Source organism: Amnibacterium sp. (genome assembly GCF_051956055.1).
In the GTDB taxonomy this organism is placed as follows: Bacteria; Actinomycetota; Actinomycetes; order Actinomycetales; family Microbacteriaceae; genus Amnibacterium.
In genome coordinates, this window is sequence record NZ_JBQCGC010000054.1 from 1 (window position 1) to 16,484 (window position 16,484).

Genomic DNA, 16,484 nt, shown 5'->3' on the forward strand with positions numbered 1-16,484 from the left:
CTCGTGCTGCCCGCGCCGCAGGGCGGGAGCGAGGAGCTCGAGGCGGACGAGTCGTGAGCCGGCACGTCCTCTCCCTGCTCGTCGAGGACAAGCCGGGGCTGCTCACCCGTGTCGCCGGGCTCTTCGCGCGCCGCGGGTTCAACATCGAATCGCTCGCCGTCGGCAACTGCGAGGTCGTCGGGCTGTCCAGGATCACGGTCGTGGTCGACGTGGAGGACCTGCCGCTCGAGCAGGTCACCAAGCAGCTGAACAAGCTGATCAACGTCATCAAGATCGTCGAGCTCGAGCCGGAGCAGTCCGTGCTGCACGAGCACGTGCTGGTCAAGGTCAAGGTCGACACCGCGACCCGCCCGCAGGTGCTCGAGATCGTCGAGCTGTTCCGCGCCCAGGTGGTCGACGTGACCCCGGAGGCGCTCGTGATCGAGCTCGTCGCGGGCACGCAGCGCACCGCCGGTCTGCTCAAGATGCTCGAGCAGTTCGGCATCCGCGAGCTCGCGCAGTCCGGGCTCCTCGCCATGGGGCGCGGCCCGAAGTCCATCACCGCTTCGCTCCCGCGCTCCTGAGCGCGCGGCGGATCACCACCCAGCAGGAAGGCATGCAATGACCGACATCGTCTACGACAACGACGCGGATCTCTCCATCATCCAGGGCAAGAAGGTGGCCGTCATCGGCTACGGCAGCCAGGGCCACGCGCACGCGCTGAACCTGCGCGACTCCGGCGTCGAGGTCGTCGTCGGCCTGAAGGAGGGCTCGAAGAGCCGTCAGAAGGCGGAGGACGCGGGCTTCCGCGTCCACACCCCGGCCGACGCCGCGAAGTGGGCCGACGTGATCGTGATCCTCGCGCCCGACCAGGTGCAGCGGCACCTGTACGCGGACGACATCGCCCCGAACCTGGAGGACGGCAACGCCATCCTCTTCGGCCACGGCTTCAACATCCGGTTCGGCTACATCACCGCGCCCAAGGGCGTCGACGTCGTGATGGTCGCACCGAAGGGCCCGGGCCACACCGTGCGCCGCGAGTTCGAGGCCGGCCGCGGCGTGCCCGTGATCGTGGCCGTCGAGCAGGACGCGACCGGGAAGGCCTGGGACCTCGCCTGGTCCTACGCCCGCGCGATCGGCGGCCTCCGCGCCGGCGGCATCAAGACCACCTTCACCGAGGAGACCGAGACGGACCTCTTCGGCGAGCAGGCCGTGCTCTGCGGCGGCACCTCGCAGCTCGTCCAGTACGGCTTCGAGACCCTGGTCGAGGCCGGCTACCAGCCGCAGATCGCCTACTTCGAGGTGCTCCACGAGCTGAAGCTCATCGTGGACCTCATGTGGGAGGGCGGCATCGCCAAGCAGCGCTGGAGCGTCTCCGACACCGCGGAGTACGGCGACTACGTCTCCGGCCCGCGCGTCATCGACCCGCACGTCAAGGAGAACATGAAGGCGGTCCTCGCGGACATCCAGTCCGGCGCCTTCGCGAAGCGGTTCATCGACGACCAGGACAACGGCGCGAAGGAGTTCCTCGAGCTCCGCAAGAAGGGCGAGCAGCACCCGATCGAGGAGACCGGCCGCGAGCTGCGCGCCCTCTTCGCCTGGCGCACGTCGGACGACGACTACACCGAGGGCTCCGTCGCTCGCTGACCCTCGCTCCCTTTCACGGATATGGGCCCAGGCCCTAATCCGTGAAAGAACACCCCGCTCGACACCCTTCGTCGTTCAGGAGTTCCTGCGCTCACCGCGCAGAAACTCCTGAACGACGAAGGGGAGCGGGGGGCGGCCTGTACCCGATCGGCGGCCGGAATGCGCAGATCCCGGCCGGAGTGTCGCGCGCTCACGGGGTGATTCAGTACAGTCCCGCCATCGGCGGCCACCCGACCGCCGACCCCTCGAGGAACACGCGGGCGCCCCGAACGCACCGGTGGAGCGATCCGCCCCTGCGCTGCTCGCGGGAGAGCCGGCGATGGCTGGACGGACGCGTGCAGGCGCTGCGGTAGCGGCGCTGACCGCCGCGGCGATCGTGCTCGGATCGCCCACTGCCGCCCTCGCGGCGACCCCGACCCCGACCCCCTCGCCCAGCGCATCCGCGAGCGGCCGATCGCACGCCCAGACGCAGGCCCAGGCGCTCGCAGCGCGCATCGTCGCGCTCCAACGGACGGCCGAGCGCACGGGCCGGGTGGCGCAGCAGGCCGGGGAGCACGCGGACGCCGCGCAGGCCGCGTCCGACACGGCCCAGCAGACCCTCTCCTCCGCGCAGGAGGCCGCGACGGCAGCGGCGCAGCAGGCGGCGGAGACGCGATCACGCGCTGCGGCGGCCGCGGCGCAGCTCGCGAGGACGAACCTCGGCACCCTCCCGCTGGATCTCATGCTCAACGCGCAGACCGCGGAAGGGGTGCTCGGCGGCCTCACGACGACGGGGCAGCTCAGTGTGCAGTCCCAGCTGCTGTTCCGGCAGGCGAAAGTGCAGGCCGCCGAGGCGAAGCAGCTCGCGGCCGTCGCGCGGTCGGACGCCGCTGATGCAGAGGCCGCGGCGGAGGAAGCGGCGCGGGCCTACGACGCCGCGAAGCACGCCGCGAGCGCGGCGAAGGCCGCGGTCGACTCGGCCCTCGCGGAGCAGGTGCGGCTGCTGGCCCGGGCGCGGAACGATGCCGAGGTCTGCGCGCATGTCGGCACCGCTCCGGTGGCCGCATGCCTGCCGAAGGCGGCCGCCGCGCCGGCGGGGGATTCGGCCGGTGCCCGGGCGGTGCGCTTCGCGATCGCGCAGATCGGCAAGCCCTACGTCTTCGGGGCGGCCGGCCCCGACTCCTACGACTGCTCCGGCCTCACCCTCGCCGCCTACGCCGCGGCCGGGGTGTCCATCGGCCCGCACTCCGCCACCGCCCAGTACCGGCTCGCCGCGAGCCGAGGCGAGCTGGTGCCGGTCGCCGCCGCGCAGCCGGGCGATCTGCTGTTCTACACGGACGGTGGCGGCGACATGTACCACGTGACGATCTCCGCAGGGAACGGCCTCATGCTCGAGGCGCCGTACCCCGGTGCGACGGTCCGGGAGGCGCCGGTGCGGACCGACCAGCTGGTGGCGCAGGCCGCGCACATCGGGTGACCCGACTTCCGACGGGTGGAAGTCGCCGATCCGGCGCAACTCCGGGTGGTCGACCCGCTGCCGAGACAGCGGAATCCCAGTCGTGACCGGGGTTTTCCAGGGCAATACCGCACTCGGAGGCCTCGATCCGGTAACGACACGCCGAGTCCAGGTCACGTTCCGATAACACCCAGGGTGTGCGGTCGCCGTCTTCCGCTGCTAGCTTCGCCCGCGGTCGGCCACCCACCTGCCGGCCACGACATCACGACCACCCCGTCGTCCCACCGCACGCACGTTCACCCCCTGTCCGCTGTGCGCGCTGACGGGCTCTGGAGCCGTACCCCACGGCGATCGCGGTGCGCCACAACAGGAGGAACCGCCCCGTGCCCACCCGTGCCCGGAACATCGCGACGATCGCGATCACCACCGCTCTCGCCGGCGCCATCGCCGCATCCGGCTTCACCTCCGCGTCCGCCTCCTCGACCTGCACGAGCCCCACCGGGTTGTCCGGCTCCGCCCTCACGGCGTGCATCGCCTCCCTCCGCTCGCAGGCCGACACCGCCGGCAAGGCCGCGGCCCGGGCGGACGAGGCCTACCTGAAGGCCCAGCACGCGGCCGCCGACGCGAAGAAGACGTACCGGGACCTGAGCTCCGCCGCCGACCGCGCCGCGCTCGTCGCCGAACGCTCCCGTGCCCGCGCCGCCGCCGTCGCCGCGCAGCTGGCGCGCACCGGCGGCTCGGTCGGGCAGACCACGGAGGTCCTCCTCTCCGGCCGCGGAGCGAGCCAGGTGCTCTACCACCTCAGCCGCATGTCGGAGATGACCTCGGACACGGCGCAGCTCGCCGACGACGCGAAGCGCGACCAGGCGCAGGCGGAGGACCTGAGGACGCAGGCGAGGCTCGCCGCGGATCGCCTCGCGAGCCAGGAGCAGGACGCGAAGTCGCTCTACGACCAGGCCAAGCAGGCCGCGACCAAGGCGATGCAGCTCGTCGCGAAGGCGCAGGAACAGCGGTCGCCCGGCCGGAGCCCCGCGCTCGTGACGGCCTACACCGACCTGCCCTCGAGCGCCTCCGTCGCCGCCAAGGTCATCGCATTCGCTCGCGCCCAGATCGGCGACCCCTACGTCTTCGGCGCCGCTGGCCCGAACGCCTGGGACTGCTCGGGACTCACCATGGGCGCCTTCGCGGCCGCCGGCAGGAACATCGGCGGTCACGGCGTGAACGTCCAGTACCAGTTCGCGCGGAGCCAGGGCCTGCTCGTGCCGTACAAGGACGCGAAGCCCGGCGACCTGCTGTTCTACGGCAGCGGCGACTTCTACCACGTGACCATGTACTCCGGCGGCGGCAACATGATCGAGGCCCCCTACCCGGGTAAGGCGGTCCGGGAGGTGCCGGTGCGCACGGCGGACCTCGCCCCGATGGTCGCGCGCTTCACCGGCTGAGCGGCCCCGGGTCGGCACGCGGAGCGTGAGGGGATGAGCCCCGCGCTGCCGGCCGCCGGGCGGCGGCGGTCCGTGTCGCCGACCTCCTTCCGCGAGGACGGCCGGCAGTACCGCGCGCACCTCGCGCTGGAGCGGCTGCTCGATCGCGGCGACGGGCCCGGGAGCGTCGTCCTGCGCATCACGGACGGCTGAGACCGCGGCCGCGGTCCTACGTCTCGGGGCCTCTGCGCGGAGCGGCCGGCCGAGTGCGGCAGGATCGAGGGGCCATGACCGACCCGACCGATGAGGACGCGCTGTCCTGGGAGGGCGACGACGCGCTCGCCGCGCCCGAGCGACCGGCCCCGCTGATCGACGACCGACCCTCCGGCGGCCGCCGAGCCTCAGGGGGCGGATTCGCCCTGCTGGTGATCGGGGTCCTCGGCGGCGTCGCCGTCATCGAGACGGCCTTCTGGATCCGGAGCGCGTTCCAGCTGCAGATCGCCGCATCCCTCGACACCGGGTCAGGGTCCGCCGTCGAGATCGCGGCGTTCGTCCTCAACGTCGCGGGACGCGTGCTCGCCGTGCTCGCCCCCGTCGTCTGGTTCGCGATCGTCGCGTGGCGGGTCCACGTGCCGTCGCGGCGGCTCGCGCTCCTGCTGCTCGGCGCGGTCCTGCTCGTGCCCTGGCCCGCGATCCTGGCGGGATCCCCGTGAGCGCCGACACCGCCGACACCGGCGCGCCGCCGCGCCCCCGCCGCAGGGCGACCCTGTGGATCGCCCTCGCCTTCCTCCTCGCGTTCCTCTGGCAGGTCTACGGCGCCGTCTCGAACCTGGTGGTCTGGCTCGGGTTCGCGGGCGTCATGGGTCGTCAGCTGACCGCGACCGCCTGGGTCGTCCTCCTGCTCGGCATCGCCATCCCCGTCGTCGCCTACGCGGCCGCCCTGCTGCTCGGCCGGAGGCGCCGGCCGGCCGGGTTCGCGCTGGTGCTCGTGCTCGCGCTCTGCGCCTCCCAGGCGCTGTCGCTCAGCCAGCTCGCGTTCTTCCTCTCCGTGATCGGCGCCCTCTGACCGGACGGACGCGTGCAGCGGCGCGGAGTGTCGGAGCGATAGCGTCCGAGGCATGAAAGCGGTGCATTTCGGCGCGGGGAACATCGGCCGCGGGTTCGTGGGGGAGCTGCTGCACGAGAGCGGCTACGAGGTGGTGTTCGCCGACGTCGCGGACGCGCTGATCGACGCGCTCGACGCGGCCGAGTCCTACCGGGTCACCGAGATCGGCGAGGGCGGCAGGACCACGGTCGTCACCGACTTCCGGGCGATCAACAGCCGGACGGAGGAGGCGCGCCTCGTGGACGAGATCGCCACGGCCGACGTCGTCACCACGGCGGTCGGGCCGCGCGTCCTGCCCTTCGTCGCGCCGGTGATCGCGCGGGGGATCGAGCGGCGCATCGAGATCGGCGAGGACGTGATCGCGGGCGGCCGGCTCGCCGTGTTCGCGTGCGAGAACGCCATCAACGCGACGGACCTGCTCGAGGCCGAGGTGCGGGCAGCGCTGCCGGAGGCGGACGCCGACCGGCTCGACGCCGTCGCGGCGTTCGCGAACACCGCCATCGACCGCATCGTTCCGGCGCAGGCCCCCGACGCGGGCCTCGACGTGGTGCTGGAGCCGTTCCACGAGTGGGTCATCGACCGCACCCCGTTCGACGGCGCACCTCCTGCGATCGTCGGCGTGCACTGGGTCGACGACCTCGCGCCGTTCATCGAGCGGAAGCTGTTCACCGTCAACACCGGCCACGCGACCGCCGCGTACCACGGCTTCGCGCGCGGCATCCACTCGATCACGGACGCGATCACCGACCCCGCGATCCGGAGCGAGGTGGAGGCGGCGATCGCGGAGACGCGGTCGCTCCTCGTGGCCAAGTTCGGGCTGGACGAGGCGGAGCAGGCCGCGTACGGCCGGAAGATCCTCAGCCGCCTCTCCAACCCGGAGCTGCCGGACACCGTCGAGCGCGTCGGCAGGGGGCCGCTCCGCAAGCTGAGCCGTCACGAGCGCTTCATCGGGCCCGCCGCGGAGCTCGCCGAGCGCGGCATGCCGAGGGACGCCCTCCTGCGCGGGATCGCCGACGCCCTCCGCTTCGACGTGCCGGACGACGCCGAGAGCGTCGAGCTGCAGCGCATCCTCCGCGAGGAGGAGCCCGACGGCGCCGTGACGGTCGTGACCGGCATCGAACCCGCGCACCCGCTGTTCGCCGATCTCCTCGCGCTGTTCGAGGGCCGCAAAGGCTGACCCGCCGCGCCCGCTGGTCGGGGGCGGGGTGGTCTCGAGGCTCGCTTCGCTCGCACCTAGACCAGCGGGGCGGGTGCGCAGCGTCGGGGCATCCGGTGGTCGAGGTGCCGCGGAGCGGCCTCGAGACCACCCCGAGCAGGGCGTGGCGAGCGCGGCGCGAGGCGTCGGTAGGCTCCTGGACCGTGACCAAGCCCGTCGTGCTGATCGCCGAGCAGCTCTCGCCCGCCACCGTCGCGGCCCTCGGCCCCGACTTCGACATCCGCGACGTGGACGGCACCGACCGTCCGGCGCTGCTCGCAGCGCTCGCCGATGCGGACGCCCTCCTGGTCCGCTCCGCGACCCAGGTGGACGCGGAGGCGATCGCGGCAGGCGCTCGGCTGAAGGTCGTGGCCCGCGCCGGCGTCGGCCTCGACAACGTCGACATCGCCGCAGCCACCAAGGCCGGCGTCATGGTGGTCAACGCGCCGACGTCGAACATCGTCTCCGCCGCCGAGCTCGCGATCGCGCACCTGCTCGGCCTCGCGCGCCATCTGCCCGACGCGCACGCGTCGCTGAAGGCGGGGGAGTGGAAGCGGTCGAAGTACACCGGCGTCGAGCTGTACGAGAAGACGGTCGGGATCGTCGGGCTCGGCCGCATCGGCACGCTCGTCGCGCAGCGTCTCCAGCCGTTCGGCGTCACCCTCGTCGCCTACGACCCCTACGTCACCCCCGCGCGCGCTCAGCAGCTCGGCGTGCAGCTCCTCGGGCTCGACGAGCTCATGCGAGTCTCCGACTTCGTGACGGTCCACATCCCGAGGACCCCGGAGACCACCGGCCTGATCGGCGATCCGGAGTTCGCGGTCGCGAAGCCCTCGCTGCGGATCGTGAACTGCAGCCGCGGCGGCATCATCGACGAGGCCGCGCTCGAGCGTGCGCTCGCCGCCGGGCTCATCGCCGGCGCGGCGCTCGACGTGTTCGTGTCCGAGCCGCCGAAGAACCCGGCGCTCATCGCGGAGCCGAACCTGCAGGTCACGCCCCACCTCGGCGCCTCCACCGACGAGGCGCAGGAGAAGGCGGGCGTCGCGGTCGCGCGCAGCGTGCGGCTCGCGCTCGGCGGCGAGCTCGTGCCCGACGCCGTGAACGTCGCGGGCGGCATCATCGACCCCTACGTCCGGCCGGGCATCCCGCTCGTCGAGCGGCTCGGCCAGGTGTTCGCCGCGCTCGCGGACGGCCCGATCGCGAACCTCGACGTCGAGGTCCGCGGCGACCTGAACGAGTACGACGTGAGCGTGCTCAAGCTCGCGGCACTGAAGGGCCTGTTCGTCCGCACGCTGACGGAGAACGTCTCGTACGTCAACGCGCCGCTCTTCGCCGAGGAGCGCGGCATCCAGGTGCGGCTGATCACGGACCCGGTCAGCACCGACTTCCGCAACGTCATCTCGCTGAAGGGCGCGACCACCTCCGGCTCCACGCACTCGGTGTCGGGCACCCTCACGGGGCCGAAGCAGATCGCGAAGCTCACCGAGATCGAGGGGTACGACGTCGAGGTCCCGCTCGCGGACCATCACGTCGTGTTCACCTACACCGACCGGCCCGGCATCGTCGCCCAGTACGGCGCCGCGTTCGGGGAGGCGGGCGTGAACATCGCCGGCATGCAGATCGCCAGGGACGTCGCGGGCGGCACCGCGCTGAGCGTGCTGACGATCGACTCGGAGGCGCCGGAGGACGTCCTCGACGACATCCGCGAGCGGATCCAGGCCTCGCGCCTCGTCGCCATCGATCTCGTCGCAGACTGACGCCGGGACCGTCGGATCCGACAGTCGAAAGTCTCTGGCGCAACGTGATCCGCTCGAAACACGCTGAGCGCTAGGCTCCGGAGCGGATCACCTCAGGGGCCCGATGTCGTGCCCCGCAGCTGGATGGAGGCGTCGTGTCCGAACCGCTCATCACCACCGTCGCCGCGGAGAACGCGGCCGCCGACAAGGGGCTGAAGAAGGGGGCGATCGGGCTGCTCGGCTCGGTCGTCGTCGCCACCGCCTCGACCGCGCCGGCCTACAGTCTCGCCGCGAGCCTCGGCTTCATCATCGTCGGCGGCACCGCGCCGGTCGGCGTGCACGCTCCCGCGATGCTCCTGCTCGCGTTCATCCCGATGTACCTCATCGCGCAGGCCTACAAGGAGCTGAACAGCACCGACCCGGACTGCGGGACGACGTTCACCTGGGCGACGCGCGCGTTCGGCGCGATCACCGGCTGGATGGGCGGGTGGGCGATCATCATCGCGGACATCATCGTGATGGCCAACCTGGCCTTCGTCGCCGGTCAGTACTCGTTCGTGTTCGTCGGCGGGTTCGGCCTGCCGGGGGTCGCCGCGCTCGCGAACAACGTCTGGGCATCGACGATCGTCGGCCTGCTCTGGATCGCGGTCATGACCTGGATCTGCTACCGCGGGATCGAGATCTCCGCCCGGGTCCAGTACTTCCTCCTCGGGTTCGAGATCCTCCTGCTCTTCGTGTTCGCGGGGACCGCACTGGCCCGGGTCGCGTCCGGGAACGGCGAGCCGTACTCCATCCCGTTCCAGTGGAGCTGGTTCAACCCGTTCGGGCTCGACTTCGCGCAGGCGGTCGCGCCCGCGATCCTCGCCGCGATCTTCATCTACTGGGGCTGGGACAGCGCGGTCTCGGTGAACGAGGAGACGCGCGACCCGGCGAAGACGCCCGGCCGCGCCGCGATCCTCTCGACGGTGCTGCTGCTCGTCACCTACCTCCTGGTCTCCATCGCCACGATCTCCTTCGCGGGCGTCGGGACGAAGGGCGTCGGGCTCGCGAACCCGAACAACTCGGGCGACGTGTTCAGCGCCATGTCGGGCGCCGTGTTCGGCAACAGCCCGATCGGGCACGTGCTCCAGGTGCTCTTCGCGGCGACCATCCTCACGTCCGCCTCCGCGAGCACCCAGACGACGATCCTCCCGACGGCGAGGACCTCCCTGTCGATGGCCGCGCACCGCGCGATCCCGTCGGTGTTCTCGCGGATGCACCCGCGGTTCCAGACGCCCACCTGGTCGACCATCGGCATGGGCGTGGTCTCGTGCGTGTTCTTCCTGCTCGTCACGGCGATCAGCCAGAGCCTCTACAACGCGCTCATCGGCTCGCTCGGCCTGATGATCGCCTTCTACTACGGGCTCACGGGCTTCGCCTGCACCTGGTTCTACCGTCGGACGCTCTTCACGAGCGTCGGCCGCTTCGTGTTCCGGGGCCTGTTCCCGTTCCTCGGCGGCGTGATGCTCGTGATCGTCTTCGTCTACGGCGCCTACGAGTACTCGCTCCCGGACTGGCTGCAGGACGCGAACGGCAAGAACGTGACGATCTTCGGCATCGGCGCGACCGGCTTCGTCGGCATCGTCGGCCTGCTCATCGGGTTCGTGCTGCTCGCCCTGTACTACCGCCGGGGTCGCGCGTACTTCCGCGGGGAGGTCATCCCGCGGGTCGCGTACCGCGAGGGCGAGCCGGTGCGGGACCTGCACCGCGTGACCGACTGAGCCGCGCGGAGATGCGGGGGCCCGGCGCTCGGGTCCCCGCATCGACGCCTCGGGCGAGGGAAGGCGCCGCGGTGCGCGAGTAGCCTGATGACCCCGTACCGGAAGGACCTCGCTCTATGCCCCGCACCATCCGTCTCGCGGTCGTCGGCGGCGACGGGATCGGTCCGGAGGTGGTGGCCGAGGCGCTCAAGGTCATGACCGCGGCGGTCGGCGCGGAGGCGGAGATCCGGACCACCGAGTTCTCGCTCGGCGCCTCCCGGTACCTCGCGACCGGCGACGTGCTGCCGGACGACGAACTCGCGGCGATCGCGACGCACGACGCGATCCTCCTCGGCGCGGTCGGCGGCAAGCCCGGGGATCCGCGGCTGAAGGACGCGAACATCGAGCGGGGGCTGCTGCTGAAGCTGCGGTTCGCGCTCGACCACTACGTGAACCTCCGCCCGACCGTGCTGTGGCCGGGCGTCGAGAGCCCGCTTCGGAACCCCGGCGCGGTCGACTTCGTCGTCGTGCGTGAGGGCACCGAAGGGCCGTACGTCGGCAACGGCGGCGCCATCCGGGTCGGCACCCCGCAGGAGATCGCCAACGAGGTGAGCGTCAACACCGCGTACGGCGTCGAGCGCGTGGTCCGGTACGCGTTCGCGAAGGCCGCCGAGCGGCGGGGGCAGCTGACCCTCGTGCACAAGACGAACGTGCTGACGTCCGCCGGCTCGCTCTGGAAGCGCATCGTCGACGCGGTGGGCGAGGAGTTCCCGGACGTCGAGGTGGACTACCTGCACGTGGACGCGGCTACGATCTTCCTCGTCACCGACCCCGCTCGGTTCGACGTCGTCGTCACGGACAACCTCTTCGGCGACATCCTCACCGATCTGGCCGGCGCGATCAGCGGCGGCATCGGGCTCGCGGCCTCCGGGAACATCAACCCGAGCGGCGCCTTCCCCTCCATGTTCGAGCCGGTCCACGGCTCGGCGCCGGACATCGCCGGCACGGGGAAGGCCGATCCCACGGCCGCCATCCTCTCGACCGCGCTGCTGCTCGACCACCTCGGTCTCACCGAGGCGGCCGGCAGGGTCACGGCCGCCGTCACCACCGATCTCGCCTCGCGGGGGTCGGCGGAGCGCACGACGACCGAGATCGGCGACGCGGTCCGCGCCGCCCTCCCCTTCCTGGAGCACCGATGACCACGACCACCTCGTTCGCCCTCGACTTCGACACGACGCCGTCGGCCGCTCGCCGGGCGGAGGCGGAGCGGGAGGCGATCCTGGCCGACCCCGGGTTCGGCAAGCACTTCACCGACCACATGGTCTCCATCGCCTGGTCGGAGCAGCGCGGCTGGCACGACGCGGTCGTGAAGCCGTACGGGCCGCTCACCCTGGACCCGGCCGCGGCGGTCCTGCACTACGCGCAGGAGATCTTCGAGGGCCTCAAGGCCTACCGCTGGGCCGACGGCTCCGTCTGGACGTTCCGGCCGGAGGCGAACGCGGAGCGCATGCAGCGCTCGGCCCGTCGCCTCGCGCTGCCCGAGCTGCCCGAGTCGGCGTTCATCGCGGCGATCGAGCACCTCGTGGGGATCGACAAGGACTGGGTGCCGTCCGCGCCGGAGACGAGCCTCTACCTCCGCCCGTTCATGATCGCTTCGGAGGCGTTCCTCGGCGTCCGCCCCGCGCACGGGGTCGACTTCCACGTCATCGCCTCCCCGGCGGGCGCCTACTTCCACGGCGGCATCGCGCCGGTGTCGATCTGGCTCTCGGAGGACTGGTCGCGGGCCGGCCGGGGCGGGATGGGCGCCGCGAAGACGGGCGGTAACTACGCCGCCAGCCTCCTGCCGCAGGCGGAGGCGTACGAGCAGGGCTGCCAGCAGGTGCTCTTCCTCGACTCGGAGGAGCGCACCTGGGTCGAGGAGCTCGGCGGGATGAACGTCTTCTTCGTATACGAGGACGGCCGCGTGGTCACGCCCGCGCTCGGCACGATCCTCGAGGGGATCACTCGTTCCTCCGTGATCCGGCTGCTCGAGGAGCGCGGGCACGTGGTCGAGGAGCGTCGGTTCTCGGTCGCGGAGTGGCGCGAGGGCGTCGAGTCCGGGCGCATCGTGGAGGCGTTCGCGTGCGGCACCGCCGCGGTCATCACGCCCATCGGGCGGCTGAAGGCGCGCGACTTCGAGATCGGCGCGCCCGACGCCGAGCCCGGGGCGCTGACGATGAGCGTCCGCGAGGAGCTCACGGACATCCAGTACGGTCGCCGCCCCGACCACCACGGCTGGATGCACCGCCTGGCCTGACCCTCCCGGATCCGGCTTCCTCTCGCGGATCCGGAATTTCTGCGCGACCCCCCGGGTCCGAGCGCTCGGACCCGGCGTGTCGGCGAATTCTTCCGGATCCGCGAACCTGAGCAGCGGCAATGGATCGCCTCGCACGGCACGAGGGCGCCTCCGGCCTGCTTAGGCTGCTCCCGTCGCTCCAGACCTCGGCGATGCCCGTCCATCGCGATCCGGAGCATCATGTCCGAGCCTGCCGCCCCCGTCCGTCCCCTCGGTGCCGTGCGCACCACGACGCCCCGCAGCGGGCCGCCCGGCACCGCCGAGCGGCAGCATGCCAGCGACTTCACCGAGCTGCGCCGCCGTGTCCAGGCGGCCGGGCTGCTCGGGCGCCGGCCGGGCTGGTACGTCGTCCGCGCGGCCCTCCTCGTCGGCGCGTTCGCCGGCGCCGTCACGGCCCTCCTGCTCCTCGGGCCGACCTGGTGGCAGCTGCTCGTGGCCGGCCTGTTCGGCGTGCTGTTCACGCAGACGGCGTTCCTCGCGCACGACAGCGCCCACCGCCAGGTGTTCTCGTCGAACGCGCGCAACGCGGCGCTGTCCCGATGGATCGGCAACCTCGGCGTGGGCCTCAGCTACGGGTGGTGGATGCACAAGCACTCCCGTCACCACGCGAACCCGAACACGATGGGCAAGGACGGGGACATCGAACCCGGCGCGCTCGTCTTCACCCCGATCGACGCCGCGAGCCGCACCGGGCTCCCCGGGCGGCTGATGCGCCTGCAGGGCTGGTTCTTCTTCCCCCTCCTGCTGCTCGCCGGCGTCGATCTGCACCGGAACGCGGTGCTCGCGGTCATCAAGGGCGAGCACGTCGAGCACCGGCTGCTCGAGGGCGCGCTCATCGCGGCGCGGCTGCTCGGCTTCCCGGTGCTCGTGTTCCTCGCCGCCGGCCCGATCGTCGGGGCCGCGTTCATGGGCGTCCAGCTCGCGGTGTTCGGCTTCACGATGGGGGCGAGCTTCGCGCCGAACCACAAGGGCATGGCGATCATCGACGCGCGTGAACGGCTCGACCACCTCCGGAGGCAGGTGCTCACCTCCAGGAACATCCGCGGCGGCCTGCTCGTCCGGGTCGGGATGGGCGGCCTGAACTTCCAGATCGAGCACCACCTGTTCCCGAGCATGCCGAGCGTCAACCTGCGCCGCGCGCGCCCGATCGTGCGGCAGTACTGCGCCGAGCTCGGCGTGCCGTACACCGAGACGACCCTGCTGCAGTCGTGGCGGATCGTCGTGCGCTACCTGCAGCGGGTGGGCCTGCGGCACGCCGACCCGTTCGACTGCCCGCCGGCCGCGAGGTTCCGCGCGGCGTGAGCGGAGGGGGCGAAGTGCTCTCGACCGCGGTCGGGCCCCGTCCGATCGTGGCGGGATGGTCCGGCCCGTCGTCGCTCCCGCGCAGCGCGAGACCCGGGAGGCGCGGCTCGGCCGGGCCTTCGTGGCGCTCTCCGACACCCTCACCACCGACTACGACCTGATCGAACTGCTGCACACCCTCCTCGACACGTGCACGGAGGTGCTCGCCGTCGCGGCCGGCGGGCTGCTGCTCGCCGACCCGAACGGCGAGCTGCAGCTGCTCGCGGCCACCGACGAGGACGTCGACGTGGTCGAGCTCGTGCAGCTGTCGGCCCGGGAAGGCCCCTGCCTCGACTGCTTCAGGACCGGCGAGCCGGTGTCGGTCGGCGACATCGCGCAGGAGGCGGCGCGGTGGCCGGACTTCGCCCGCGCCGCCAGGGATCGCGGCTTCCGTTCGGTCCACGCCGTGCCGATGCGGCTGCGGCGGGAGGTGATCGGCACGATGAACCTGCTCGACCCGCGGGTGCGCCCGCTGGACGACGCCGACCTCGCCGCGGCCCGGGCGCTCGCCGATGTGGCGACGATCGGCGTCCTGCAGGCGCGCGTGCTCCACGCCTCCCGGGCGGTCGCCGAGCAGCTGCAGGAGGCGCTCGACTCCCGCGTCGTCATCGAGCAGGCGAAGGGTGTGCTGGCGGGGAGCGCGGGCCTCGGCGTCGACGAGGCGTTCCGGGCGATCCGCGCGTACGCGCGCCGCACGAACACGCCGATCCGCACGGTCGCGGCCGCGGTCGTGGACCGCAGCCTCGACGTGCTGCGGCCGCCTCGCCCCGCTACCGCGTGATGCCGAGCCGGCTCAGCGCCCGGTCCGCGAGCGGCTTGCCGCCGGTCTGGCAGGTGGGGCAGTACTGCAGGGAGCTGTCGGCGAAGCGCACCTGCCTGATCGTGTCGCCGCAGACCGGGCACGGCTCACCCGTGCGGCCGTGCACGCGCATGCCCGCCTTCTTCTCGCCCTTCAGGTCCGCCATGTGGAGGCCCTCCGAGCGGCGGATCGCGTCGGCGAGGACCTCGCGCATCGCCTCGTACAGCCGGTGCACCTCCTCCGGTGCCATCGCCGCGGGCTTGAACGGCGACATCCTCGCCGCGTGCAGGATCTCGTCCGAGTAGGCGTTGCCGATGCCGGCGATCCTCGCCTGGTCGCGCAGCACCCCCTTGATCTGCGCGCGCCCCGCGTCGGCGAGCACGGCGGCGAACCGCTCCTCCGTGAACGCGTCCGCCAGCGGATCGGGCCCGAGCGTCGCGATGCGCGGCACGTCGAGGGGGTCGCGGACGACGGAGATCGCCAGGGACTTCTTCGTGCCCGCCTCCGTGATCGCGATGCCGGACCCGTCGTCGAGCGCGAGTCGCGCGGCGAGCGCGCCCCGGCCCGCGCGAGGGGGCGGGAGGACGTCGTGCCAGCGGATCCAGCCCGCCTTCGCGAGGTGGATCACGAGGTGCACGTCGCCGAGGTCGACGTCGAGGAACTTGCCGAAATGGGTCACATCGCGCACGGTCTCGCCGACGACCGCGGACGCGGGCGGATCGAAGGTCTTCAGCGCCGAGATGGCGGAGACGTCGAACCGGGCGACCACGTGCCCGACGAGCCGCTCGGCGAGGTCGTCCGCGAGCGCGTGCACCTCCGGCATCTCGGGCATGGAGGAATTCTGGCCTCGATCAGGGCTGCCGGTGCATTTCGAAGGGTTTTCTGCCGTCTGGGGCGCCAGAAAACCCTTCGAAATGCACCCCCGGTAGGCTCGTCGCCCGTGAAGATCGCTCGGTTCACCGCAGGGGGCAGCGACCCGCAGTTCGGGATCGTCGACGACGAGGACCTCGTCGTCCTCGCCGGCGATCCGATGTTCCAGGGGTTCGACACGACGGGGGAGCGCGTGCCGCTCGCGGAGGCGCGCCTGCTCGCGCCCGTCATCCCGCGCTCGAAGGTCGTCGGCATCGGCTTGAACTACCCCGGGGTGGAGGCGCTGCTGCCGCCGGGCTCGAAGACCGACCCGGTGATCTTCCTCAAGCCGAACACCTCGGTCGTCGGCCCGAACGACGCGATCCAGCTGCCGCCGGTGCCCGGCCGGATCGTGCACGAGGGGGAGCTCGCCATCGTGATCGGCGCCGTCGCCAAGCGGGTGGCGGAGGAGGACGCCGACGACGTGATCTTCGGCTACACGATCGCGAACGACGTCACCGCCATCGACCAGATGATGGACGACGGCCAGTGGGCCAGGGCGAAGGGGTACGACACGTTCTGCCCGCTCGGCCCGTCCATCGAGACCGACCTCGACCCGCGCGGGGTGCCGATCCGCACGGTGGTGGACGGCCAGGAGCGCTCGACCGGCCACACCCGCGACCTGATCCTGTCGATCCCGGAGATCGTCGCGCGCGTGTCGGACGTGTGGACGCTGCTCCCGGGCGACGTGATCCTCACCGGCAGCCCGCTCGGCGACCTCGAGATCGTGGCCGGCCAGCGGGTCGAGATCGAGATCGGCAGCATCGGCCGCCTGGTGAACACCACCCGCGCCCGCTGACATCGCACGGATCAGGCCCGTTCCGCGGCACGCCGAGCCGGCGC

Annotated in this window: 16 protein-coding genes; 15 read left to right on the forward strand and 1 reads right to left on the reverse strand. The window is 72.1% G+C overall.

Annotated elements, in window-relative coordinates:
- Positions 1–53: 53 nt before the first annotated feature.
- From ilvN to ACTHLI_RS07990, 14 genes are all read left to right on the forward strand, one after another.
- On the forward strand, positions 54–563 hold the full coding sequence (gene ilvN / locus ACTHLI_RS07925; protein WP_440182619.1) for an acetolactate synthase small subunit: 510 nt from the start codon (positions 54–56) through the stop codon (positions 561–563).
- 37 nt (positions 564–600) lie between these two features.
- Positions 601–1,626: a ketol-acid reductoisomerase gene (gene ilvC / locus ACTHLI_RS07930; RefSeq protein ID WP_440182620.1), complete on the forward strand. Its 1,026-nt coding sequence runs from the start codon at positions 601–603 to the stop codon at positions 1,624–1,626.
- 319 nt (positions 1,627–1,945) lie between these two features.
- Positions 1,946–3,082 carry a C40 family peptidase gene (locus ACTHLI_RS07935; RefSeq protein ID WP_440182621.1) on the forward strand — a complete coding sequence of 379 codons (1,137 nt, stop codon included), beginning with the start codon at positions 1,946–1,948 and terminating at the stop codon, positions 3,080–3,082.
- Positions 3,083–3,444: 362 nt separating this feature from the next.
- Complete coding sequence (locus ACTHLI_RS07940) at positions 3,445–4,503, forward strand: C40 family peptidase (RefSeq protein WP_440182622.1); 1,059 nt, start codon at positions 3,445–3,447, stop codon at positions 4,501–4,503.
- Positions 4,504–4,536: 33 nt separating this feature from the next.
- Positions 4,537–4,695, forward strand: coding sequence for a hypothetical protein (locus tag ACTHLI_RS07945; protein ID WP_440182623.1), 159 nt, complete (start codon positions 4,537–4,539; stop codon positions 4,693–4,695).
- A gap of 74 nt (positions 4,696–4,769) precedes the next feature.
- The gene (locus ACTHLI_RS07950) at positions 4,770–5,195 is read left to right on the forward strand and encodes a hypothetical protein (protein WP_440182624.1); all 426 of its coding nucleotides are present in this window, start codon (positions 4,770–4,772) and stop codon (positions 5,193–5,195) included.
- Positions 5,192–5,548: a hypothetical protein gene (locus ACTHLI_RS07955; protein ID WP_440182625.1), complete on the forward strand. Its 357-nt coding sequence runs from the start codon at positions 5,192–5,194 to the stop codon at positions 5,546–5,548. The genes ACTHLI_RS07950 and ACTHLI_RS07955 overlap by 4 nt, the downstream gene beginning before the upstream one ends.
- 52 nt (positions 5,549–5,600) lie before the next feature.
- Positions 5,601–6,764, forward strand: a complete 1,164-nt coding sequence (locus tag ACTHLI_RS07960; protein WP_440182626.1) for a mannitol-1-phosphate 5-dehydrogenase — start codon at positions 5,601–5,603, stop codon at positions 6,762–6,764.
- Positions 6,765–6,946: 182 nt separating this feature from the next.
- On the forward strand, positions 6,947–8,539 hold the full coding sequence (gene serA, locus ACTHLI_RS07965; RefSeq protein ID WP_440182627.1) for a phosphoglycerate dehydrogenase: 1,593 nt from the start codon (positions 6,947–6,949) through the stop codon (positions 8,537–8,539).
- A 134-nt stretch (positions 8,540–8,673) separates the two neighbouring features.
- Positions 8,674–10,278 (forward strand): APC family permease, encoded by a 1,605-nt coding sequence (locus ACTHLI_RS07970; protein WP_440182628.1) that lies wholly within the window; start codon positions 8,674–8,676, stop codon positions 10,276–10,278.
- Between the two features lie 116 nt (positions 10,279–10,394).
- Entirely contained in the window at positions 10,395–11,456 is a 1,062-nt protein-coding gene (locus tag ACTHLI_RS07975) for a 3-isopropylmalate dehydrogenase (protein ID WP_440182629.1), read from the forward strand.
- A complete protein-coding gene (locus ACTHLI_RS07980) occupies positions 11,453–12,553 on the forward strand; it encodes a branched-chain amino acid aminotransferase (protein ID WP_440182630.1) in 1,101 nt (366 codons plus the stop codon). Before ACTHLI_RS07975 ends, ACTHLI_RS07980 begins: the two co-directional genes overlap by 4 nt.
- Before the next feature lie 258 nt (positions 12,554–12,811).
- Positions 12,812–13,894 carry a fatty acid desaturase family protein gene (locus tag ACTHLI_RS07985; RefSeq protein ID WP_440182631.1) on the forward strand — a complete coding sequence of 361 codons (1,083 nt, stop codon included), beginning with the start codon at positions 12,812–12,814 and terminating at the stop codon, positions 13,892–13,894.
- Positions 13,895–13,949: 55 nt separating this feature from the next.
- Positions 13,950–14,714, forward strand: coding sequence for a GAF and ANTAR domain-containing protein (locus tag ACTHLI_RS07990; protein WP_440182632.1), 765 nt, complete (start codon positions 13,950–13,952; stop codon positions 14,712–14,714).
- Here the strand turns inward: ACTHLI_RS07990 and ACTHLI_RS07995 are convergent.
- A complete protein-coding gene (locus ACTHLI_RS07995) occupies positions 14,704–15,564 on the reverse strand; it encodes an Fpg/Nei family DNA glycosylase (protein WP_440182633.1) in 861 nt (286 codons plus the stop codon). The two genes, ACTHLI_RS07990 and ACTHLI_RS07995, sit on opposite strands and share 11 nt — an antisense overlap.
- A 108-nt stretch (positions 15,565–15,672) precedes the next feature.
- Here ACTHLI_RS07995 and ACTHLI_RS08000 point away from each other — a divergent pair, with 108 nt between their 5' ends.
- Entirely contained in the window at positions 15,673–16,440 is a 768-nt protein-coding gene (locus ACTHLI_RS08000; RefSeq protein WP_440182634.1) for a fumarylacetoacetate hydrolase family protein, read from the forward strand.
- Positions 16,441–16,484: the final 44 nt, after the last annotated feature.

Coding starts and splice junctions, on each gene's coding strand:
- ilvC (WP_440182620.1), top strand. CDS start 601: ATGACCGACATCGTCTACGACAACGACGCGGATCTCTCCATCATCCAG.
- ACTHLI_RS07935 (WP_440182621.1), top strand. CDS start 1,946: ATGGCTGGACGGACGCGTGCAGGCGCTGCGGTAGCGGCGCTGACCGCC.
- ACTHLI_RS07945 (WP_440182623.1), top strand. CDS start 4,537: ATGAGCCCCGCGCTGCCGGCCGCCGGGCGGCGGCGGTCCGTGTCGCCG.
- ACTHLI_RS07950 (WP_440182624.1), top strand. CDS start 4,770: ATGACCGACCCGACCGATGAGGACGCGCTGTCCTGGGAGGGCGACGAC.
- ACTHLI_RS07960 (WP_440182626.1), top strand. CDS start 5,601: ATGAAAGCGGTGCATTTCGGCGCGGGGAACATCGGCCGCGGGTTCGTG.
- ACTHLI_RS07975 (WP_440182629.1), top strand. CDS start 10,395: ATGCCCCGCACCATCCGTCTCGCGGTCGTCGGCGGCGACGGGATCGGT.
- ACTHLI_RS07980 (WP_440182630.1), top strand. CDS start 11,453: ATGACCACGACCACCTCGTTCGCCCTCGACTTCGACACGACGCCGTCG.
- ACTHLI_RS07990 (WP_440182632.1), top strand. CDS start 13,950: ATGGTCCGGCCCGTCGTCGCTCCCGCGCAGCGCGAGACCCGGGAGGCG.
- ACTHLI_RS07995 (WP_440182633.1), bottom strand. CDS start 15,564: ATGCCCGAGATGCCGGAGGTGCACGCGCTCGCGGACGACCTCGCCGAG.